Below are 21,691 nucleotides of genomic sequence, written 5' to 3' on the forward strand. Positions count from 1 at the left end.
CCGGCGTGTCCGCCCCTCAGGCGGCCGGTGCGGGCCCCGAGGAGCCTCGGGGGACCAGGGCGACGGGAAGGGTGTCCGGCAGGGGCCGTTCGCCCGCGAGGACGGCGAGGAGGGCCTCCATGCCCCGCCGGCCGAAGTCCTCGGCGGGCAGCCGCACGGTGGTGAGTTCCGGCTCGACCACCGTCGCCAGGGCCATGTCGTCGAAGCCGGTCACCGACAGGTCCTCGGGGACGCGCAGTCCGAGCCGGCGCGCGGCCTTGCACACGCCGACCGCGAGGATGTCGTCGTCGCAGATCACCGCCGTGGGCAGGGGGCCGGGGACGTCGAGGGCCCGGCCGGCGGCCTCCCACGCGTCCGCGACGTTCAGCGGCGACCGCACGGTGCGCACCTCCGTGCCGCGCAGGGCGTGGGCGAGGGCGGCGGCCCGTACGTCGAAGGTCCAGGACGGGGCCGCGGAGGCCAGGTGCAGGAAGCGGCGGTGGCCGAGGCCGAGCAGGTGGTCGGTCACCCGGCGCATGCCGTCGGCGACGTCGAGGTTCACGTGGGCGGCGGCCCCGGGTCCGGCCGGGTCGCTGTCGAGCATGACGAGCGGGAGGTCGGTGCCCCGGAAGGCCTCCAGGGCGCCGGTCGCCATCGAGGAGGCGATCACCCCGTCGAGGGCGGCCTGCGCGGAGGCGAAGGGGTCGCGTGCGGGACCCAGGCCGTCGGGGGAGGGGTAGAGGACCACGCCGAAGCCGTGCCGGGCCGCCTCGGCGGCCGCTCCCGTGTAGACGTGCGCGAAGAACTCGTTGGTGAGGGCCGGGACGACGAGCATGGCGGTGCGGGTGCGGCCGAGGCGCAGATTGCGGGCGGCCAGGTTGGGCCGGTAGCCGAGCTCCCTGGCGGCCCCGCGCACCGCCTCGGCGGTGCGTTCCGACACACGGCCGCGCCATTTGTCGCCGAGCACGAGGGAGACGGTGGCCTGGGAGACGCCCGCGGTCCGGGCGACGTCCCGGCTGGTGGGGCGGGTGCCGCCGAGCGGCTCCGGGGTCTGCACACAAGCCTCCGCGTCGGGCGGTCCACGAACCGGTCACTGGGCGCGGGGTGGACCCGCGCGCTGCCGACATGGTACGTATGACCACGGAAGTTATACGTAAAACCTCGGCGCGGTCCGAGGCGAGGGGAGACCACATGGCCACCGAGGCCCCGGCGCGAGGCGGCTATCTCGACATACTCCGGGCGCCGCACGCGGCCCGGCTGCTCGCCGGCACCCTCGTGGGGCGCCTGCCCAACGGCGTCGGTCCCATCGCCATCACCCTCTTCGTCCGCGACCAGGGCGGCAGCTACACCCTGGCCGGCGGCCTCATCGCCGCCTACGGCGTCGCCACCGCCGTCGGCCAGCCCCTGCTCGGACGCGCCGTCGACCTCAAGGGCCAGCCCCGCGTCCAGCTGCCCGCCGCGGTCCTCTCCGCCCTCGGCATGGCCCTGCTCGCCCTCACCGGCATCGGCCACCTCGGCCTCGCCTACGCGGCCGTCGTCGTCGCCGGACTCTTCACACCGCCCCTGGAGGGTGGGCTGCGGGCCCTGTGGCCGAGCGTCCTCGGCCGCGAGGACCGCGTCCACCGCGCGTACGCCATGGACGCGGTCGCACAGGAGGTCATGTTCACCGTCGGCCCGCTGCTGCTGACCCTCCTGGTCTCCCTCTGGTCGCCCGCCGCCGCCCTCCTGGTCATCAACCTCCTCGGCGTCCTCGGCGCCCTCGCAGTCGTCCTCTCCGAGCCCTCCCGCACCTGGCGCTCCGCGCCCCGCGAGGCCCACTGGCTGGGCGCCCTGCGCTCCCCGGGCCTCCTCGCCCTCCTCGGCTCGTTCTTCTTCGTCGGCCTCGCGCTCGGCTCCATCACCGTCGCCGCCGTCGCGTACGCCGACGACCGGGGCACCCCGTCCGTCTACGGCTGGCTGATGGCCGCGCTCGGCCTCGGCGCCCTCGTCGGCGGTGTCACCTACGGCACCCGGCAGTGGTCCGGAGCGCCCGAGCGGCGGCTGCGCGTCCTCGTCCTGCTCCTCGCCGTCTGCTACCTGCCGCTGGTGCTCACCCCCGGCCCCGTCGCCATGGCCGGCCTCGCGGCCCTCGCCGGGCTCTTCCTGGCGCCCGTCCTCGCCTGCGCGTTCATCGTCGTGGACCGGCACGCGCCGCGCGGCACGGTCACCGAGGCCTTCTCCTGGCTCGTCACCACCTTCGGCGTCGGTTCGGCCCTCGGCTCCGCCGTGGCGGGCCCCGCCATCGAACTCGCCGGGACGGTCGCCGGATTCGCCGTCGCCGGGGCGGGCGGCCTGGTCGCCCTCCTCGTCCTGCTCGCCACCGGCCGTGTCCTCCACGTGCCCGCGGCCCCCGAACCCCCCGGGGCCGAGCCGCGACACGCCGTCGGTGCGGGCGCCCCCACCGCCGTACACACGGAAAAGAACACGCACTGATCGGAAAATGATCGAAACGGGAACGCCCAACCCGGTTTCAGCACAGGCCGTCAGGCGTAATGTTCAGACATGGACCGCCGCATTTTCGGGCTGGAGAACGAGTACGGCGTCACGTGCACGTTCAGGGGACAGCGCCGACTGTCTCCTGACGAAGTGGCGCGCTACCTCTTCCGCCGTGTCGTGTCATGGGGCCGCAGCAGCAATGTCTTCCTGCGGAACGGCGCCCGCCTGTACCTGGACGTGGGATCGCATCCGGAATACGCCACACCGGAATGCGACAACGTGACCGAACTGGTCACCCACGACAAGGCCGGTGAGCGCATTCTCGAGGGCCTGCTCGTCGACGCCGAACGCCGCCTGCACGAGGAGGGAATCGCGGGCGACGTCTACCTCTTCAAGAACAACACCGACTCGGCCGGAAACTCCTACGGCTGCCACGAGAACTATCTCGTCGCCCGCCACGGAGAGTTCTCCCGGCTCGCGGACATCCTCATTCCGTTCCTGGTCACCCGGCAGCTCATCTGCGGCGCGGGAAAGGTCCTCCAGACCCCGCGCGGAGCGGTGTTCTGCGTCTCCCAGCGCGCCGAGCACATCTGGGAGGGCGTCAGCTCGGCGACCACCCGCTCACGCCCCATCATCAACACCCGCGACGAGCCGCACGCGGACGCCGAGCGCTACCGCCGGCTGCACGTCATCGTGGGCGACTCGAACATGTCCGAGACGACCATGCTCCTCAAGGTCGGCGCCACCGACCTGGTGCTCCGCATGATCGAGGCCGGCACGGTGATGCGCGACCTGACCCTGGAGAACCCGATCCGGGCCATCCGCGAGGTCAGCCACGACACCACCGGGCAGCGCAAGGTCCGGCTCGCCAGCGGCCGCGAGGCCTCCGCTCTGGAGGTCCAGCGCGAGTACTACGAGAAGGCCGTCGACTTCGTCGACCGCCGCGGGATCCGCAACGGCACCGTCGCCCAGGTCCTTGAGCTGTGGGGCCGCACGCTCGACGCGATCGAGAGCGAGCGGCTCGACAGGATCGAGACCGAGATCGACTGGGTCATGAAGCACCGGCTCATCGAGCGCTACCGGGCCAAGCACAACATGACCATGTCGAACCCGAGGGTCGCGCAGATAGACCTCGCCTACCACGACATCCACCGCCGTCGTGGGCTGTACTACCTGCTGCAGAAGAACGGCCAGGCGGCTCGGATCTGCAACGACATGAAGATCTTCGAGGGCAAGTCGGTGCCCCCGCAGACCACTCGGGCCCGGCTCCGCGGCGACTTCATCCGCCGCGCCCAGGAGCAGCGACGGGACTTCACCGTCGACTGGGTGCACCTCAAGCTGAACGACCAGGCACAGCGCACGGTGCTGTGCAAGGACCCGTTCCGCTCCGTCGACGACCGCGTGGAAAAGCTGATCGCCGGAATGTAGGCCGGTCGTACCGGCGATGTGGGCCCCGCACGTTTGGCGTGCGGGGCCCTCGACGTGACAGGAGGGTCCCCTAGAGTGTCGGGACCACTACTGTGCCGTCTGAGATCTGAGGAACACGTGCGCCGACTTGCCGGCCTTCTCGTCGTCCCGCTGCTGCTGCTCTCCACAGCGGCGTGCGGCAGCGACGACAAGGGCTCCGATTCCGCTTCGATGACGAACGGGCTGCCCGCCATCACCGCGGGGGCCAAGTTCGGCGAGAAGCCGACCCTCGCCAAGGGCGAGGGCGCCCCGCCCAAGGAACTCAAGGTCAACGTCATCAGCGAGGGCAAGGGCGCGGTGACCAAGAAGGGCGACGCCCTCTCGGTGAACTACCTGGGTCAGGCCTGGGACTCCACCACCCCCTTCGACAACAGCTTCGACCGCGGCGAGCCCTTCAGCGTGACGCTGGGCGAGGGCCAGGTCATCAAGGGCTGGGAGCAGGCCCTCGAAGGACAGAAGGTCGGCAGCCGCATCGAGGTCGGCATCCCGCCGGAGCTCGGCTACGGCGAGAAGGGTTCGCCGCCGAGCATCCAGCCGAACGCCACCCTCGTCTTCGTCGTGGACATCCTGAAGTCCGTCACGATCCCCAAGTCCGCCACCGGCACGCCGGTCGCCCAGGACAACAAGGACCTGCCGAAGGTCGGCACGAACACCGACGGCAAGGCCCCCTCGCTGACGGTTCCCAAGGTCGACCCGCCGACCAAGCTCGTCTCGAACTACGTGCTCGAGGCCAAGGGCGAGGCCGTGACGGCCACCGACACCGTCGTCGTGAACTACGTCGCCGCCCTGTGGAAGGACGGCAAGGTCTTCGACTCGACGTACACCTCGGGCAAGCCCGCGAACTTCCCGCTCTCGCAGCTCACGCTGAAGGGCCTCAAGGACGGTCTGGTCGGCAAGACGGTCGGCAGCCGCGTCCTCATCGTCGCCCCGCCGTCCGAGGCGTTCGGCGACAAAGAGCAGCAGGGCATTCCGAAGAACTCCACGCTGGTGTTCGCCGTGGACATCCTGGCGAAGATGTAAGACTGTCCCGATCACGCAGTTCATCAGTATGAGGAGCAGTTCAGTGAGCATCGAGAAGCCCGAGATCGACTTCCCGGGTGGCGAGCCGCCGAAGGACCTGGAGATCAAGGACATCTGGGAGGGCGACGGCGACCTCGCCGAAGCCGGTGACTTCGTGAAGGTCCACTACGTCGGTGTGTCCTTCGACTCCGGCGAGGAGTTCGACGCCTCCTGGAACCGCGGCGCCCCCCTCGACTTCCACCTCGGTGCCGGTCAGGTCATCCAGGGCTGGGACCAGGGCGTCCAGGGCATGAAGGTCGGCGGCCGCCGCCAGCTGGTCATCCCCGCGCACCTCGCGTACGGCGACCGCGGCGCCGGTGGCAAGATCGCCCCGGGCGAGACGCTGATCTTCGTCTGCGACCTCGTGGGCGTCACCAAGCGCTGACCCGCGCACCCCGACCGGTTCCGGTCGCTCCGAGGGCCCCCGCCATCGCCGGCGGGGGCCCTCGGCCGTGCTCCCGGCTCCGGTCCCGGCTTTGGTCCCGACACCCCGGGGCGGTACGGTCGGACGTCCGAGAAGTGGAACGGCGAAGGGGTGCGGGGCGTCGATGGCGATTGCCAAGTCCGAGCGGCTGATGAATCTCGCGCTGTGCCTGCTCGGGACACGCCGCCCGCTGAGCAAGCGGGAGCTCCGCGGCTCCATCGAGGCCTACCTCGAAGCGAGCGGCGACGACGCGTTCAACCGCATGTTCGAGCGCGACAAGGACGATCTCCGCGAGCTCGGCCTCGTCATCGAGACCGTCGAGAACCTGGAGGGCGAGACCGGCTACCTGGCCCGCCGCGACTCCAACCGTCTGCCGCCCATCACCCTGGACGCCGAGGAGGCCGCCGCGCTCGGCCTCGCCGCCAAGGTCTGGCAGCAGGCCCGCCTCGCCGGGGCCGCCAGCGGCGCCCTGCAGAAGCTCCGCGCCGCCGGCATGCCGGAGGCGGAGGACTCGTACGACACCCAGCCCAGCGCCCTCGAACCGCGGATCCCCGTCCACGAGACCGCCTTCGAACCACTGATGCTGGCCTGCCGCGACCGCCGGCCCGTCACCTTCGACTACCGCAAGGCCAACGCCGCCCGCCCCGAGGCCCGCCAGGTCGAACCCTGGACCCTCGAATGCTGGCGCGGCCACTGGTACCTGGCCGGCTGGGACCGCGAGCGCGGCGCCGAGCGCGTCTTCCGGCTCTCCCGCATCACCGGCAAGGTCCGCTCCCGGGCCGGCGCCTTCACCGCGCCCGTGCCCGACGTCGTCACCGTCCGCGAGACCGTGGAGAGCTGGGCCGGCGAGACCGCCACCCGCTCCGCCCGGATCCGGCTGCGCACGGGCTGCGGCTACCCGCTGCGCGCCCGCGCCCAGTCCGTGACCGAGGGCGCCGACGGCTGGGACGAGCTGGAGATCCCGTACGGGCACGGCCTCGACGCCTGGCTCGTCGAGTTCGGCCCCGATGTCGTCGTACTGGAACCGGCCGATCTGCGGGCCGACGTGGTGGACCGGCTGCGCGCCGTGGCCAAGGGCTGAGGGGGAGACGTACCGCATGGCTGCCAACGCGATCGACCAGACGAGGCGGATGCTCTCGCTCGTCACCTATCTCCGTGAGCGCCCCGGCGCCCACGTCGCCGATGTCGCCCGCGCCTTCGGGATCACCGAGGACGAGCTGATCTCCGACCTGGACGTGCTGCCCATGTGCGGCACCAGCTTCCGTGGCGGGGACCTCCTCGACATCGACACCGACGGCGACCGGATCTGGTGGCACAACCCGGACGACGTCGCCGCGCCTCTGCGGCTCGCCGCCGACGAGGCGACCGCCCTCCTCGTCGCCGCCCGCGCCGTCGCCACCCTTCCCGGACTCCGGGAGAGCGACCGCGAGGCGCTGCTCCGCGCCACCGCCAAGCTGGAGGCGGCCGCCGGCGAGGCCGCCGGGGCCAGCTCCCGGCTCTCGGTGACCTTCGAGTCCGAGGGCGGGGTCTTCGCCGAGGTCGACCGCGCGATCTCCGAGCGCCGCCGCCTCTGGGTGCGCTACTACTCGCCCGCCCGCGACGAACTCACCGAGCGCGAGGTCGACCCGATCAGGCTCTTCGCCGTCGGCCACACCTATATGGAGGCGTGGTGCCGGCTCTCCGAGGCGCGCCGCACCTTCCGGCTCGACCGCGTGGCCGAGATCCGCATCCTCGACGAGCACGCGGCGCCGCCCGAGCTGGAGCTGCGTGACCTCTCCGCGGGTCTGGTCCAGCCTTCCGCCGACGACCCCGAGGTCGTCGTCGAGGTCGGTCCCGGCGGGCGCTGGGTCGCCGAGTACTACCCGCACGACCGGGCCGAGGAGCTGCCCGACGGCGGGCTGCGGATCACCCTGCGGACGCCGGACCCGGCCTCGCTGCGCCGGCTCGCGCTGCGGCTGGGCAGCGACGGGCGGATCGTCGCGCCGCAGGAGCTCGCCGACAACGCCAGGACGGCGGCGGCCGCCGCGCTCGCCGCGTACGGGGGCGAGTGACGTTCCCCGCCCGGGGGACGCTGTTACTGACGTGGTGGCGTCGCTGACGTGGTGACCGGTGTGGTGACGGCCCCGGCACGCCGAGGCAGGTGCGGACGTACGTGCCTCGCGTCCCGTGGTGCGTAGAGAGCGGGAGTCAAGAGATGAGGGAAATGTCCGTGATGCACGGTTATACGGCGACGGTGGCCCCGGTCCTCTTCAAGGCCGCCTGCCCCGACTGCCGCTCCCGCTTCGAACTCTCCGCGAGCGCCCTGCGCCTCGCCATCGGGGCCAGCCGCCGCACCACCTTCTACTCCTTCACCTGCCCCGAGTGCGGCAGCTCCGTCCGCAAGCCCGCCGGCGAGCGCATCGTCGAACTCCTCACCGGCGGCGGCGTCCGGACCCTCAGACTCCACACGAGCGTCTGAGCGCGCGGCCCGGCCGCCGGGTCCGCCGCATCCAACGTCTAGGCTCAGCACATGTTCTGGCCCATGCTCGCCATCGCCCTCGGCTTCCTCGGCATCGCCGTCCTCGGCGTCCTCGCCGTCCGGGTCTTCGTCGAGGTCCAGCGCCTCGGCCGTCAAGTGGCCCACACCACACAGCGGATCAGCCAGGCCGCCGAAGACCTCGAAACGGCCGCCGTCGGTCTGGCCCGAACGGGCGAGTCCCTGCGCTGAGTCCGTGCCGTACGCTGCGTGGAGCGGCCCTGAACCGGGCGCGCGGGACGCAATCGGGAGTATGCAAGGGCATTGCCCTGCGTTTACTCCTGCGGGTTACGATCGCAGACAGCGCGGTGGCCGGACGCTTGTCCGACCCGCCGGGCACCGCACTCCATGTCGCCTCGGTGAAGAAGGTAAACAGCTATGGGTAGGCTCGGCCCCACCGAGATCATTCTCATTCTCGTCGTCATCATCCTGCTGTTCGGCGCCAAGAAGCTCCCGGACATGGCCCGCTCGCTCGGCAAGTCGGCCCGCATCCTCAAGAGCGAGGCCAAGGCGATGAAGTCGGACGACCAGCAGAGCGCCCCCGCCGACCCGCCCGTCGCCGGCACCGCCGCCGCCCAGGAGCCCGCCCCGCGCACCATCCAGGCCGCTCCCGGTGACGTGACCAGCGCGCGTCCCGTGACCGAGCCCTCGGACACCACCAAGCGCTGACCCGGTCCGCCGCGGCCGCCGCACCGTGCGGCGGCCTGCCGCACGAGATGAGGACGTGGGTTGCCCAAGTCTGCCCGCAAGCAGGAGAAGGATCCCGAGGGCCGGATGCCCCTCGTGGAGCACCTGCGTGAACTCCGCAACCGACTGGCGAAAGGTCTCCTCGCCGTCGCCGCGGTGACGATCGTGGCCCTCGTGTACAGCGAGGAGCTGATGCAGTTCCTGACGAAGTCGGTGCCCACCTGCGGCCCGAACGTCGCCAGCAACGGTGGAAACTGCGCGATCGTCTCCTTCAACACGCTGATGGCCCCGTTCAGCACGACGATCCAGCTGTCGCTGACCACGGGCCTCGTCGTCGCGAGCCCCATCTGGCTCTACCAGCTGTGGGCCTTCGTCGCGCCCGGACTGCACAAGAGCGAGAAGAAGTACACGTACGCCTTCGTCGGCGCCGCCGTACCGCTGTTCTCCGCCGGCGCCTACCTCGCGTACCTGATCCTCCCCATCAGCGTGAAGGTCCTCATCAGCCTCACGCCCGAGGGCTCCGCGAACATCCTCTCGCTCGGTGACGTCCTCGACTTCACCCTCCGCATGGTGCTCGTCTTCGGCCTGGCCTTCGAGCTGCCGCTGGTCCTGGTCATGCTCAACCTCACCGGAGTCCTCACCGGCCGCCGGATGGCCGGCTGGTGGCGCGGCGTGATCATGGGCGTCTTCGTCTTCGGCGCCGTCATCACCCCCACCACCGACCCCGTCGGCATGATCGCCCTCGCCGGACCCATCACCGTCCTGTACTTCGGGGCCGTCGGCTTCTCCCTCCTCAACGACCGGCGGCGCAAGCGCAACAACCCCGACGCCGAGCTCGACGACGACGAGGCCTCGGTGCTGGACCTCACCCCGCAGGCCGTCGGAGCCATCGAGCCGGTCGGCGCCGCCCGCGCCCTGCCCGAGCAGGCCACCGGCGAACCCGGCGGTGCCGGCGTACAGCGCGCGAACGGTTACGACGACATCACCTGATCTTGTAGGGTCCCCCCAGACTCCGTCCGGGGGGACCCCATGACCAGCGAGCTCACCCTCTTCGTCAACCCCACCGCGGGCCGCGGCCGCGGCGCCCACGCCGCCCGGCCCGCCGCCGGCATCCTGCGAGACGCCGGATTCTCCGTACGTACGGTCCTCGGACACGACGCCGACGACGCCCTCCGACGCGCCCGCGAGGCGGTCGCGGCGGGCACGGACGCCCTGGTCGTCGTCGGCGGCGACGGAATGATCTCCCTCGCGCTCCGCGCGGTCGCCGGGACCCGTACCCCACTCGGAATCATCCCCGCCGGCACCGGCAACGACTTCGCCCGCGCACTCGGCCTGCCCGTCCGCGACCCGGCCGCCGCGGCACGCCTCGCGGCACGCATCCTCAGGACGACGGGCGCCCGGAGCATCGACCTGGGACGGATCCGGACCGGCGGGGGCCCGACCGGCGCCGGCGACCCGGCCGGCGCTGCGACCGGGGAACCCACCGGCGACGCGGCCGAAGGCCTCGCCGGGGGATCCGCGAACGGCCGCTGGTACGCCACCGTCCTCGCCTCCGGCTTCGACTCCCGCGTCAACGACCGGGGCAACCGCATGCGCGTCCCCGCCGGGCGCTTCACGTACGACCTCGCGATCCTCGTCGAGCTCGCCGGCTTCCGGCCCGTCCCGTACCGCCTCACCCTCGACGACGGCAGCGTCGTCGAGACCGACGCCACCCTCGTCGCCGTCGGCAACGGCAGCTCCTACGGCGGCGGCATGCGGATCTGCGCCGACGCCCGCCTCGACGACGGACTCCTCGACGTCACCGTCGTCGGCGACTGCGACCGCAGGACCCTGCTCAAGGTCTTCCCCCGCGTCTACAAGGGCACCCACCTCAGCCACCCGAAGGTCACCACGTACCGGGTCCGCACCCTCACCCTCGAAGCCCCCGACACCACCGGGTACGCCGACGGCGAGCCCCTCGGCAGGCTCCCCCTCACCGTGAGCTGCGTCCCCGGCGCACTGCGCGTCCTCGCCCCGGCCCCCGGCGAGGAGCCCGGAACGGAGGCGTAGCGGAACCGCGCCGAGGCCTGGTGCGGAACCCGCGCCGAGCCCCGGAGCGAGACCCTCCACATCCCCTCGATAAAGATCGCGTCACTGTCACAGGCGGCGGGTAGGCTCGAGAACAAGATGACAGAGGACCTCACACCAGCCGAGGCGTACGCGGCCGCCCTTGCCCGCAACGCCGATGCGGCCACCGCGCTGGCCCCCTTCCGCGAGATGTACGAGTTCGGTCTGGACCCCTTCCAGATCGAGGCATGCCGGGCCCTCGAAGCGGGCAAGGGCGTACTCGTCGCCGCGCCCACGGGCTCCGGCAAGACCATCGTCGGCGAATTCGCCGTCCACCTCGCCCTCGACCAGGGCCGCAAGTGCTTCTACACGACCCCGATCAAGGCGCTGTCGAACCAGAAGTACGCCGACCTCGTCAGGCGGTACGGCAACGACAAGGTCGGCCTGCTCACCGGCGACAACAGCGTCAACGGCGATGCGCCCATCGTGGTCATGACCACCGAAGTCCTCCGCAACATGCTGTACGCGGGATCCCAGGCCCTCTCCGGCCTCGGCTACGTGGTCATGGACGAGGTCCACTACCTCTCCGACCGCTTCCGCGGCGCCGTCTGGGAGGAAGTGATCATCCACCTCCCCGCATCGGTCACCCTCGTCTCACTCTCCGCGACCGTGTCCAACGCCGAGGAATTCGGCGACTGGCTCGACACCGTCCGCGGCGACACCGAGGTCATCGTCTCGGAGAGCCGTCCCGTCCCCCTCTGGCAGCACGTCCTCGCCGGACGCCGGATGTACGACCTCTTCGAGGAGGAGACCGACCACGGCGGCCGCGGCGCCTCCCGCCGCGAGGTCAACCCCGACCTCCAGCGTCTCGCCCGCACCGAGAACACGCGCACGTACAACCCGCGCGACCGGCGCCGCGGCAAGATGATCCGCGAGGCCGACCGCGAGCGCGAGCGCCGCCAGCGCTCCCGCATCTGGACCCCCGGACGCCCCGAGGTCATCGAGCGCCTCGACGCGGAAGGCCTCCTGCCCGCCATCACCTTCATCTTCAGCCGCGCCGGCTGCGAGGCCGCCGTCCAGCAGTGCCTCTACGCCGGACTCCGGCTCAACGACGACGAGGGGCGCCGCCGCGTCCGCGAGATCGTCGAGGAGCGCACCGCGGCCATCCCCACCGAAGACCTCCACGTCCTCGGCTACTACGAATGGCTCGAAGCGCTGGAGCGCGGCATCGCCGCCCACCACGCCGGCATGCTCCCGACCTTCAAGGAGGTCGTCGAAGACCTCTTCGTGAAGGGCCTCGTCAAGGCCGTCTTCGCCACCGAGACGCTCGCCCTGGGCATCAACATGCCCGCGCGCACCGTCATCCTGGAGAAGCTCGTCAAGTGGAACGGCGAGCAGCACGCCGACATCACCCCCGGCGAGTACACCCAGCTCACCGGCCGCGCCGGCCGCCGCGGCATCGACGTCGAGGGCCACGCCGTCGTCCTCTGGCAGCGCGGTCTCGACCCCGACCACCTCGCCGGACTCGCCGGCACCCGCACATACCCGCTGCGCTCCAGCTTCAAGCCCTCGTACAACATGGCGGTCAACCTCGTCGAAGGCTTCGGCCGGCACCGCTCCCGCGAGCTCCTCGAAACGTCCTTCGCCCAGTTCCAGGCCGACCGCTCCGTCGTCGGCATCTCCCGACAGGTGCAGAAGAACGAGGAGGGCCTCGAAGGCTACCGCGAGGGCATGACCTGCCACCTCGGCGACTTCGAGGAGTACGCGCGGCTCCGCCGCGACCTCAAGGACCGCGAGACCGAACTGGCACGCCAGGGCGCCGCCCAGCGCCGCGCCCAGGCCGCCGGCTCCCTGGAGAAGCTCAAGCCCGGCGACGTCATCCACGTCCCCACCGGCAAGTTCGCCGGACTCGCCCTCGTCCTCGACCCGGGCATCCCCGCCGGCCGCACCAACGGCCACCGCGGCTTCGAGCACCACGACGGACCCCGCCCCCTCGTCCTCACCGCCGAGCGGCAGGTCAAGAGGCTCGCCTCCATCGACTTCCCCGTCCCGGTCGAGGCACTGGAGCGGATGAGGATCCCCAAGTCCTTCAACCCGCGCTCCCCGCAGTCCCGTCGCGACCTCGCCTCCGCCCTGCGGAGCAAGGCCGGCCACATCAACCCCGACCGCCACCACAAGCAGCGCTCGGCCGCCGCCGACGACCGCGAGATCGCCCGGCTGCGCACCGAGATCCGCGCCCACCCCTGCCACGGCTGCGACGAGCGCGAGGACCACGCCCGCTGGGCCGAGCGCTACCACCGCCTCCAGCGCGACACCCAGCAGCTGGAGCGGCGCATCGAGGGCCGCACCAACACCATCGCGCGCACCTTCGACCGGATCGTCGCGCTCCTCACCGAGCTCGACTACCTGCGCGGCAACGAGGTCACGGAGAACGGCAAGCGACTCGCCCGGCTCTACGGCGAACTCGACCTGCTGGCCAGCGAATGCCTCCGCGACGGTGTCTGGGAGGGCCTGACCCCGGCCGAACTGGCCGCCTGCGTCTCGGCGCTGGTGTTCGAGGCGCGTCAGTCCGACGACGCCGTCGCGCCCAAACTGCCCGCGGGCAACGCCAAGGCGGCGCTCGGCGAGATGGTCAGGATCTGGGGCCGGCTCGACGCCCTCGAAGAGGAATTCAAGATCAACCAGGCGGAGGGGGTCGGCCAGCGCGAACCCGACCTCGGATTCGCCTGGGCCGCCTACCAGTGGGCCTCCGACAAGAGCCTCGACGAAGTCCTGCGCGAGGCCGAGATGCCGGCCGGCGACTTCGTCCGCTGGTGCAAGCAGGTCATCGACGTCCTCGGACAGATCGCCGCGGCGGCGCCCAAGGAGAACAGCACCGTCGCCAAGAACGCCCGAAAGGCCGTGGACGCGCTGCTGCGAGGGGTCGTCGCCTACAGCTCGGTGGGCTGACAGTCCCTCCCTTCCCGTGCGGGGCCGAGTGCCCGTGGTGATCACGCCACGGGCACTCGGCCTTTTTCGAACGTCCGATTGTCGTACTCAGGTCGTGGTCGCATTCGTTGTCCACAGGCCGTCGTCCACAGGGGTGGCGCGCGCGGGGCCCTTCCGATTGCATGGACTCACAAGCAGGGAAGGCCAGTTGGGGAGGGGACAACCATGACCACGCAAGCCGGTCATTCGCACGCGGGGGCGCAGGACGAAGGGCAAGCCCACGCCGCGCAGCACCACGAGGGGCAACCGGCGGAGACACCGCCAGACACTCCGGCAGCAGTCCGGACCGCGGTTCCGGTTGTCGTCGACGGGCCGCGAGGCGTGCCCCTCCTCGGCAGCCTGCCCGCCTTCGGAAAGAACCCGCTGGCCTTCTTCGAACAACTCCGCGACCGCGGCGACATCGTCCGCTGGCGCTTCGGCCGCAAACCCTCCCTCTTCATCGCCCACCCCGACACCGTCGGCGAACTCCTCACCGAGGTCGAGCGCACCTTCGACCAGCCCGACCTCGGCATCGCCTTCCGCACCCTCCTCGGCAACGGCGTCATCGTCTCCAAGGGCGCCGACTGGCGACGCAAGCGCTCCCTCGTCCAGCCCTCCGTCCGGCCGAAACAAGTCCGCTCCTACGCGGCGTCCATGTCCGAATGCGCCGTCGCCCTCGCCGACCGATGGACCGACGGGCAGCACATCGACATCAAGAAGGAGATGGCAGCCCTCACCCAACTCGTCGCCGTCCGCACCATCTTCGGCGTCGACACCGCCGCCGACGCCGAAGCCATCGGACAGGCGATGGACGTCGCACAGAAAGAGATCGGCGCCGAGTTCAGCGGCATCGGAGCAGTACTGCCCGACTGGCTGCCGACCCCCGGACGCGCCCGCATCAAGCGGGCCACCGCCGTCATCGACGCCGAGGTCTCCCGCGTCGTCTCCCGCCACCGCGACGGCGACACCGAACGCCCCGACCTCCTCAGCCGCCTCCTCGCCGCCCGCGACGAAACCGGCGCGCCCCTCTCCGACCAGGAGATACGCGACGAGACCGTCACCCTCTACATCGGCGGCCACGAAACCACAAGCTCCACGCTCGTCTGGGCCTGGTACCTCCTCTCCCGCAACCCGGGGGTTCGCGACGCCCTCGCCGAGGAACTCGACCGGGTCCTCGCCGACCACGAACCCGGCTACGACGACTACGCCTCCCTCACCTACACCCAGGCGGTCATCAAGGAGACCCTCCGCCTCTACCCCACGATCTGGCTGATCACCGGTCTCGCCAAGGAGGGCGCCACGCTCGGCGGCGCGCCCGTCCCGGCCGGCACCCGTGTCTGGTCCAGCCAGTGGGCCACCCACCGCGACCCCCGCTGGTACGGCGACGCGGAAGCCTTCCGCCCCGAGCGCTGGATCGAACGGGACGGCGAACCCGCCGAGGAGATACCCGAGTACGCCTGGTTCCCCTTCGGCGGCGGCCCCCGTGTCTGCCTCGGCACGCGGTTCGCCCTCGTGGAGGCGGTCCTGATCCTCGCGGTCCTGGCCCGCCGCTACCACCTGGACGTCACCACCGGGGAGATCCTCCCCGTCCCGAGCCTCACGCTCCAGCCGGACCGCGACGTCCTGGCGACGGTACGAGCACGGGGCTGACGCGGCCCGACCGGAAACGCGGCCGGGGGCGGCGGAGGCAGGCCGAGGCCGCCACCGCTCAGCCGGGCGCCCGCCCGGTCAGGCGGGCGGTCACGCGGACGACGCCAGGGCCGTCGCCAGGTCCCGGAGGTCATCGGCATCCAGGACCCGCTCGCCGAAGCCGGGCAGGGGGACATGGAGGGTGGCCGTCCAGCGGGCGGGGATCCCACCGGCGCCGTGCACGGCGCCGGCGAGCATCCCGGTCACGGCCGCGACCGTGTCGGTGTCCCCGCCCAGGTCGACCGCCGCGGCCACGGCCTCCTCGAACGAGCCGGTCGTACGCAGCGCCCACACGGCCGAACCGAGACAGGGCCACACCGCGCCGTTGAACTCGGTGGCGTCGTCCGGATGCCAGCCGGGCGACAGGACCGTGGCCCAGCGATCCCGGTGCTGCGGGGCCACCTCGGCGAGGGTCGCGGGCAGCGCGGCGAACGGGTCCCCGCCAAGGAGGGTGACACGGATCAGCTCGTGGAGGATCGCCGTGCCCTCCCCGGCCGCGCCGTCGCCATGCGTCAGGGCGCTGATCCGGCGGGCGGCGTCCATCGTCTCCGCCCGCCCCCGGGCCGCGAAGTACACGGCGGAGGCCGAGGCCCGCATCAGCGAACCGTTGCCCGCGGCCCGCGCGTTGATCTGGAAGTGCATCGAGGCGGCCAGGTCCCAGGGGTCCCCACCGAGCAGGACCTGCTCGGTCTGGAGGCCGATGTCCTTGGGGTCGGCCGCGGCCCAGCGGCGGAACCGGTCGAAGATGTCCGGCAGGTCGAGGCCACCCCGTTCGAGGAGCGACTCACCGACGAGGACGGCCATCTGCGTGTCGTCGGTCGCCTCGCCGGGGTCCCAGCCGCCACCCCCGCACAACTCCCCGACGCCGTCGGGGAAGTGCTCCCGGAAGACTCCCGGGAGCCTGAACTCGAAGGGGGCGCCGAGAGCGTCGCCCACGGCGGAGCCGAGGACGGCGCCCACGGAACGTTCGGTGGCTCGCATCCGGTCAGGGTAGTGCGGGCTCGGTCCGCCGCCGCGGCGCCCTGGACGACCACACCGCGCGGACCACCAGGAACAGGGGCAGCCCCAGAGGGGAGAGAAGGATCGTCAGGATCAGCAGAGGACCCATCAGCAGCGGCGGCACGGCGAGGCGACGGGCCTCGCGGTACATCCACTGACCGAGCAGCAGGTCCCAGGCGATGACCTGGGCCCAGATCGCACCGGCTCCGTTCGCGAGTGCCACGAGATCGCGGAAGGTGTCGATGTCGGGACTGCTGACCGCCGTCCACAGCTCCGGCGCCACCGGGGCTGCGAGGACCGCCCAGACCACCAGGAGCGGCAGCACGGTCAGGGGCGAGGCCGCGACGCGTTCGGTGATCCGCCACGCCGGCGCGAAGATCATCAAGAGCCACACCGGCGCGGCGAGAAGGAACGTCAGCTCGAAGAGGAAGCCCGTCATGAGGTGACCTCTTCCTCGAAGGGGGCTGGGGTGGAGGGGGACGGGGAAGGAGGGGAGGGGGAGGGGGAGGGGGAGGCCTCCCGGAAGGAGAGGGCCGCGGACGCCCCGCCCAGCAGGGCGATTGCCCCCGCCCCCGCCAGTGTCGCGCCGTCCGGTGCGAACAGGGCCTGGCCGCGCAGGGCCTGCCAGGTCAGCAGGGCGAAGGTCGCGGTGTACGCGGCCGAGGCCGTGAGGGTGAGCCGGAGGCGCACGTGTTCGTCCGCGAGGCGGGCGAAGCGCGGGGCGAGCGCGGCCAGGACGAGCAGAAGCAGCGGGAGCAGCTGCAGGGCGTGCATGCCGAAGAAGTGCGGTATGCGCAGGTCGCCGCCGTTGCTCGCCCAGCCGGTCAGCGGCATCGAGGGGCCGCCGTCCGGGACGCCGACGGCATGGGCGCCGGTGATCGGCGATTCCTCGACCTCCAGCTGCTCCGGGGTCGGACGGACCATCAGGAAGCCCACCGCGGCGCCCGCCAGGGCGATGAGTGAGGACAGCCGGACGGCCCAGGCCATCGCCCGGTCGAGGATCTTGGCGCGCAGCAGGAGGACCGCGATGACGAGCGCGCCCAGCCAGAGCAGCACGACGGTGGCGCCCATGACTTGGAAGACGGTGTCGTCGAAGGGAGTGGCGTTGTTGAAGTGACTCCGCTTGCCGCGGATCACCTGGAGGGTGATGAGCACCATCTCACCGGCGCTGGCGACGGCGACCACGGTTCCGGCCCACCAGCCGAGACGGCGGCCGCGAGGCAGCAGCGAGAGCATCCAGGCGAGCGAGAGTGCGTACGCGAGGAACGAGACCGAGAACTTGAAGGGCTTGCTCCAGATCGGCACGCCGACCAGGATCCGGTCGTCGACGACGATGCCGACGGCGGAGATCAGGGCGAGAACGCCCATGGAGACCGCGAATAAGACCAGCGGTCGATGGAGCCGCAGGAGTGGGTTCTTGTGCGACGAAGACATGCGGATCCCCCGTGGGAAGGTATGGATAGTGGGACTAGCCACTATCTGATAGCGCCACTATCTATGATGGGGATGTCGGTCGGCAAGGCCGAAGCGAGGCCGGAAAGGTGAACACGCGGTGCGCATCGGAGAGTTGAGTCGCAGGACCGGGGTGTCCATCCCGACGATCAAGTTCTACGTACGGGAAGGGCTGCTGCCGGCCGGGGAACTGACGAGCCCGAACCAGGCCTCGTACGGGGAGACGCATGAGCAGCGCCTCCGCCTGATCCGGGCGCTCCTCGATGTGGGCGGCCTGTCGGTGGCGGCTGTCCGTGAGGTGATCCTCGCGATCGACGACCCCGACCGGTCGGTGCACAAGCTGCTGGGCACCGTCGCCTCCGGGCTGGTGCCGCGCTATGACCGCGAGCCGAACGCCGGGATGGAGGACGCGAGGAAGCAGGTCGCGGCGCTGATCGCCGCGCGCGGCTGGCGGGTGCAGCCGGGCAACCCGGCCTCGGAGGCGCTCGCCGTGGCCCTCGCGGCGGTCGACGAGGCCGGGCACGGTTCGTTCGCCGGGGTCCTGGAGGCCTACGCGGACGCCGCCGAGCGGGTGGCGCGGGCGGACCTGGGTTGGGTGGCGCACAATCTGGCGCGCGAGGAACTGGTCGAGAGCGTGGTCGTCGGCACGGTCATCGGCGACGCGATCTTCTCGGCGCTGCGGCGGATGGCCCAGACGGACACGTCGGACCGTATGTACGGGCAGGCGACCTAGAGGGCGTCAGAGGGCGTCGTACCGATCGGCCCGGGCTCGCGGCGCGATCGGCAAGACACCTCTGGGGCGCGGCTGCGGATCATGGGCCGAGGCGAGGGCCGGCCAGTGCCCTATGTGTTGACCGCCTGAGGCAAGCAGTGCTGGAGTCGGCACGTGGACAGCATCCCCGCCAACCGGCGGCTCTGGAACCAGATCAGCAGCGCCTACCAGGACAGGCACGACCCGCGAATCGGCGCCACACCCCGGCTGTGGGGCATGTACTCCATCCCCGATGCGCACCTGCGCGCCCTGGGCGACGTCACCGGCAAGCGTGTCCTCGAACTCGGCTGCGGCGCCGGTCAGTGGTCCAGGGCGCTCGCCGCCGAGGGCGCCACCGTGGTCGGGCTCGACGTGTCCGAAGCCCAACTCGGCGCAGCGGCCCGCGCGATGGGAGCGGCCCGCTATCCGCTGGTGCAAGGGGCCGCCGAACGACTCCCCTTCGCCGCCGAAAGCTTCGACCTGGTGTTCTGCGACTTCGGCGGGCTCAGCTGGGCGTCCCCGCACTTGGCCGTCCCGCAGGCCGCACGCGTCCTGGGCCGAGGCGGGCGCCTGGTGTTCAACGTCGCCAGCCCATGGTTCGAAGCCTGCTACGACGAGGCCGCCGGCCGTGTGACCACGACGCTGCAGCAGGACTACTTCGGGCTGAGCGCCATCGCCGAGGGCGACGGTGCGACCAGCTATCAGCTCACCTATGGCGCCTGGGTCAAGGTCCTGCGCGGCGCGGGTCTCATCATCGACGACCTCATCGAGCCGCGGCCCGAACGGGGAACGCCCAACGGCTACAACGAGACCGACCCACCCGACTGGGCACACCGCTGGCCGGCCGAACTGCTCTGGGTGACCCGCAAACCGTGAGTTCCGCCGCGCCGAGACGTGACGGCATCTCCTCGCCGGGCAGGTCGAGGGCCTGCCCGGCTGATCATGGGCGGATCCGGGCAGCCCAGGGCCGGCATCACCTGGAGGAGCGGTGCGGGGCCCGAGGTGGACGGCCCCCCGGCCTGCGTCGCGCTCGCAAGCGGCGCGGGGCCCGGGGGGGTCAGCCCCCGGGCCCCGCGCCGTGAGCCGACGGCCCGGCTCCGTGTCTCAGTTCTCCTGCTCGCGCTCCACCTGGTCGTTCCACTCGCGCTTGATCGCGCGCCACGCCTCGTCCGACTTGCCCTGGCGCCAGTAGCCCGAGATCGACAGCCGCTCGCGCGGGATCTCGCGGTCCAGTCGCAGGTGGCGGCGGAGGTCCTTCACGAAGCCCGCCTCGCCGTGGACGAAGGCGTGCGCGTCGCCCGCCGGGAACTCCAGGTTCTGCACGGCCTCGACGAGCGCCTCGCCCGCCGGGCGGTCGCCCCGGTGCAGCCAGGTGACGTGGATGCCGTGCTCCGTCGCGAACTTCTGCTCCTCGGCGGCGTCCGAGATCTCCACGAACGCGTGCACCCGCGCCCCCTCGGGCAGCCGTTCCAGGGCCACCGCGATCGCCGGCAGCGCGCTCTCGTCGCCCGCGAGCAGGTGCCAGTCCGCCGCCGGGTCCGGCGTGTAGCCGCCGCCGGGGCCGAGGAAGCGCACCGTCTCGCCCGCCTGTGCCCGCGCCGCCCACGGTCCCGCGAGACCCTCGTCGCCGTGGACCACGAAGTCGATGGTCAGCTCGCGGTGGACCGGGTCCCAGGCCCGTACGGTGTACGTCCGCGTCGTCGGCCACTGCTCCCGGGGGAACTCCGCCCGGATCCGGTCCATGTCGAACGGCTCCGGATAGGCGACGCCCTCGGGGGCGAAGAGCAGCTTCACGTAGTGGTCGGTGTACGTGCCGACCTCGAAGGCGTCGAGGCCGGGGCCGCCCAGGACGACCCGCACCATGTGCGGGGTGATGCGCTCGGTGCGCACCACACGCGCTTCGGTGGCCTTCGGTGCCTTGCGGGGCTGCTCCGCCACGAGTGGTTCTCCTGACTCGACGTAACTCGACGTACCGGGTACTTAGGTATGCCTAAGCTAGCACCCCGACGTGCGGTCGACCCAGTGTGGCCGGATTTCGTCAGCGTTGCAGGACCGGCAGCAGACGGCCCACGGCCCCGCCGAGGCCCCAGCGCTTCGCGAGGGCGTCGAGGGCCGCCGGGTCGCGGGGAGCCTTCGGCAGGGTCGCGTCGAACTCCGCCAGCGGTACGTCTCCGGCGACGCGCACCACCGTCGGCGCGACGTCCAGGTATGCCGCCGCCTCCACGATTCCGCGCCGCTTGGCCGGCGTCAGCTTCGACGTGCGGTCCTCGGCCGCCGCCCGGACGCCCGCCAGGTCCCCGTACTCCGTGATCAGCTGCGCGGCCGTCTTCTCGCCGATGCCCTTCACCCCGGGGAGGCCGTCGCTGGCGTCGCCGCGCAGCGCCGCGAAGTCCGCGTACTGGTCGGGGCGCACGCCGTACTTGGTGTGGATCAGCTCCGCGTCCACCAGGTCGCAGTCGCCGACGCCCTTGCGCGGGTACAGCACGCGGACGCCCCGTGCGTCGTCCACCAGCTGGAAGAGGTCCCGGTCGCCCGTGACGATGTCCACCGGCCCCGCCGCGCGCCCGGCGAGGGTGCCGATCACGTCGTCCGCCTCGTAGCCGGCCGCCCCGATCCGGGCGATGCCGAGTGCCGCCAGGACGTCCTCGATCACCGGCACCTGCGGGGACAGGGTGTCCGGGATCTCCTCCTCGTCCGGGCCGGTCTCCGTCTCCACGGCCACCCGGTGCGCCTTGTACGAGGGGATCAGGTCGACCCGCCACTGCGGCCGCCAGTCGTTGTCCCAGCAGGCCACGAGGTCGTCCGGGCGGTGGTCCTGGACGAGTCGGGAGATGAAGTCGAGCAGTCCGCGCACGGCGTTCACGGGCGAGCCGTCGGGGGCCCGTACCGAGTCCGGTACGCCGAAGTAGGCGCGGAAGTAGAGGCTGGCGGTGTCGAGGAGCATGAGGCGTCGAGTCACCTGCTTGATTTTAGGGCTCGGGGTGCCTCCGTGGCCGGGGGACGCGTCCCGCCGAGTGCCCGCCGAGGGGCGCCGTGCACGCCCGCAGGGCGCCGCCGCACGCGTTCGCAGGAGCACCGCCGTACGCGTTCACCGAGCCAGCGCCGCACGCGTTCACCGAGGGTCGCCCTCCGCACCCGCCGTGCGGCTCCGCACGCACCGGCCGTGCGGCTCCGGCGTCCG

The 21,691-nt window shown here is 71.7% G+C and carries 21 protein-coding genes; 15 read left to right on the top strand and 6 right to left on the bottom strand.

Going from position 1 to position 21,691, the window contains the following annotated elements; genetic code table 11:
* Positions 1 to 16: 16 nt before the first annotated feature.
* Positions 17 to 1,036, bottom strand: a complete 1,020-nt coding sequence (locus IF00_RS0108685) for a LacI family DNA-binding transcriptional regulator (protein WP_030316001.1) — start codon at positions 1,034 to 1,036, stop codon at positions 17 to 19.
* A 134-nt stretch (positions 1,037 to 1,170) separates the two neighbouring features.
* Between IF00_RS0108685 and IF00_RS0108690 the strand changes: the two genes are divergently transcribed.
* From IF00_RS0108690 to IF00_RS0108750, 13 genes are all read left to right on the top strand, one after another.
* Positions 1,171 to 2,451: an MFS transporter gene (locus IF00_RS0108690; RefSeq protein WP_030316003.1), complete on the top strand. Its 1,281-nt coding sequence runs from the start codon at positions 1,171 to 1,173 to the stop codon at positions 2,449 to 2,451.
* Between the two features lie 69 nt (positions 2,452 to 2,520).
* Positions 2,521 to 3,882, top strand: coding sequence for a Pup--protein ligase (gene pafA, locus IF00_RS0108695; protein WP_030316005.1), 1,362 nt, complete (start codon positions 2,521 to 2,523; stop codon positions 3,880 to 3,882).
* Between the two features lie 117 nt (positions 3,883 to 3,999).
* Positions 4,000 to 4,941 carry an FKBP-type peptidyl-prolyl cis-trans isomerase gene (locus tag IF00_RS0108700; RefSeq protein ID WP_030316007.1) on the top strand — a complete coding sequence of 314 codons (942 nt, stop codon included), beginning with the start codon at positions 4,000 to 4,002 and terminating at the stop codon, positions 4,939 to 4,941.
* Between the two features lie 43 nt (positions 4,942 to 4,984).
* A complete protein-coding gene (locus IF00_RS0108705) occupies positions 4,985 to 5,365 on the top strand; it encodes an FKBP-type peptidyl-prolyl cis-trans isomerase (RefSeq protein WP_030316009.1) in 381 nt (126 codons plus the stop codon).
* A 163-nt stretch (positions 5,366 to 5,528) separates the two neighbouring features.
* Positions 5,529 to 6,485 carry a helix-turn-helix transcriptional regulator gene (locus IF00_RS0108710; protein ID WP_030316011.1) on the top strand — a complete coding sequence of 319 codons (957 nt, stop codon included), beginning with the start codon at positions 5,529 to 5,531 and terminating at the stop codon, positions 6,483 to 6,485.
* 16 nt (positions 6,486 to 6,501) lie between these two features.
* On the top strand, positions 6,502 to 7,455 hold the full coding sequence (locus IF00_RS0108715; RefSeq protein WP_030316014.1) for a helix-turn-helix transcriptional regulator: 954 nt from the start codon (positions 6,502 to 6,504) through the stop codon (positions 7,453 to 7,455).
* 143 nt (positions 7,456 to 7,598) lie between these two features.
* Positions 7,599 to 7,862 carry a CpXC domain-containing protein gene (locus tag IF00_RS0108720; RefSeq protein WP_037637777.1) on the top strand — a complete coding sequence of 88 codons (264 nt, stop codon included), beginning with the start codon at positions 7,599 to 7,601 and terminating at the stop codon, positions 7,860 to 7,862.
* 51 nt (positions 7,863 to 7,913) lie between these two features.
* Positions 7,914 to 8,111 (top strand): hypothetical protein, encoded by a 198-nt coding sequence (locus IF00_RS0108725; RefSeq protein WP_030316018.1) that lies wholly within the window; start codon positions 7,914 to 7,916, stop codon positions 8,109 to 8,111.
* Between the two features lie 186 nt (positions 8,112 to 8,297).
* Complete coding sequence (gene tatA, locus IF00_RS0108730) at positions 8,298 to 8,588, top strand: Sec-independent protein translocase subunit TatA (protein WP_030316021.1); 291 nt, start codon at positions 8,298 to 8,300, stop codon at positions 8,586 to 8,588.
* Between the two features lie 105 nt (positions 8,589 to 8,693).
* Positions 8,694 to 9,596, top strand: a complete 903-nt coding sequence (gene tatC / locus IF00_RS0108735; RefSeq protein ID WP_209439743.1) for a twin-arginine translocase subunit TatC — start codon at positions 8,694 to 8,696, stop codon at positions 9,594 to 9,596.
* A gap of 39 nt (positions 9,597 to 9,635) precedes the next feature.
* Positions 9,636 to 10,655 carry a diacylglycerol kinase gene (locus IF00_RS0108740; protein WP_030316026.1) on the top strand — a complete coding sequence of 340 codons (1,020 nt, stop codon included), beginning with the start codon at positions 9,636 to 9,638 and terminating at the stop codon, positions 10,653 to 10,655.
* A 117-nt stretch (positions 10,656 to 10,772) separates the two neighbouring features.
* Entirely contained in the window at positions 10,773 to 13,601 is a 2,829-nt protein-coding gene (locus IF00_RS0108745) for a DEAD/DEAH box helicase (RefSeq protein WP_030316028.1), read from the top strand.
* A 204-nt stretch (positions 13,602 to 13,805) separates the two neighbouring features.
* On the top strand, positions 13,806 to 15,269 hold the full coding sequence (locus IF00_RS0108750; RefSeq protein WP_245234462.1) for a cytochrome P450: 1,464 nt from the start codon (positions 13,806 to 13,808) through the stop codon (positions 15,267 to 15,269).
* Between the two features lie 90 nt (positions 15,270 to 15,359).
* Here IF00_RS0108750 and IF00_RS0108755 read toward each other — a convergent pair whose 3' ends face one another.
* From IF00_RS0108755 to IF00_RS0108765, 3 genes are read right to left on the bottom strand one after another with little or no spacing between them, the layout of a single operon-like run.
* On the bottom strand, positions 15,360 to 16,289 hold the full coding sequence (locus IF00_RS0108755) for an ADP-ribosylglycohydrolase family protein (protein ID WP_030316032.1): 930 nt from the start codon (positions 16,287 to 16,289) through the stop codon (positions 15,360 to 15,362).
* Between the two features lie 4 nt (positions 16,290 to 16,293).
* Entirely contained in the window at positions 16,294 to 16,746 is a 453-nt protein-coding gene (locus tag IF00_RS0108760; RefSeq protein WP_030316034.1) for an ABA4-like family protein, read from the bottom strand.
* The gene (locus IF00_RS0108765) at positions 16,743 to 17,675 is read right to left on the bottom strand and encodes a hypothetical protein (protein ID WP_030316035.1); all 933 of its coding nucleotides are present in this window, start codon (positions 17,673 to 17,675) and stop codon (positions 16,743 to 16,745) included. The genes IF00_RS0108760 and IF00_RS0108765 overlap by 4 nt, the downstream gene beginning before the upstream one ends.
* Before the next feature lie 184 nt (positions 17,676 to 17,859).
* Here IF00_RS0108765 and IF00_RS0108770 point away from each other — a divergent pair, with 184 nt between their 5' ends.
* Positions 17,860 to 18,492 carry a MerR family transcriptional regulator gene (locus IF00_RS0108770; RefSeq protein ID WP_030316036.1) on the top strand — a complete coding sequence of 211 codons (633 nt, stop codon included), beginning with the start codon at positions 17,860 to 17,862 and terminating at the stop codon, positions 18,490 to 18,492.
* Between the two features lie 153 nt (positions 18,493 to 18,645).
* Complete coding sequence (locus IF00_RS0108775; RefSeq protein ID WP_030316037.1) at positions 18,646 to 19,386, top strand: class I SAM-dependent methyltransferase; 741 nt, start codon at positions 18,646 to 18,648, stop codon at positions 19,384 to 19,386.
* 228 nt (positions 19,387 to 19,614) lie between these two features.
* Here the strand turns inward: IF00_RS0108775 and IF00_RS0108780 are convergent, their stop codons facing one another.
* Positions 19,615 to 20,448: a siderophore-interacting protein gene (locus IF00_RS0108780; protein WP_030316038.1), complete on the bottom strand. Its 834-nt coding sequence runs from the start codon at positions 20,446 to 20,448 to the stop codon at positions 19,615 to 19,617.
* A 100-nt stretch (positions 20,449 to 20,548) separates the two neighbouring features.
* Positions 20,549 to 21,454, bottom strand: coding sequence for a 5'-3' exonuclease (locus tag IF00_RS0108785; RefSeq protein WP_030316040.1), 906 nt, complete (start codon positions 21,452 to 21,454; stop codon positions 20,549 to 20,551).
* Between the last annotated feature and the right edge of the window lie 237 nt (positions 21,455 to 21,691).

The organism is Streptomyces flavochromogenes (genome assembly GCF_000717595.1).
GTDB lineage: Bacteria > Actinomycetota > Actinomycetes > Streptomycetales > Streptomycetaceae > Streptomyces > Streptomyces flavochromogenes.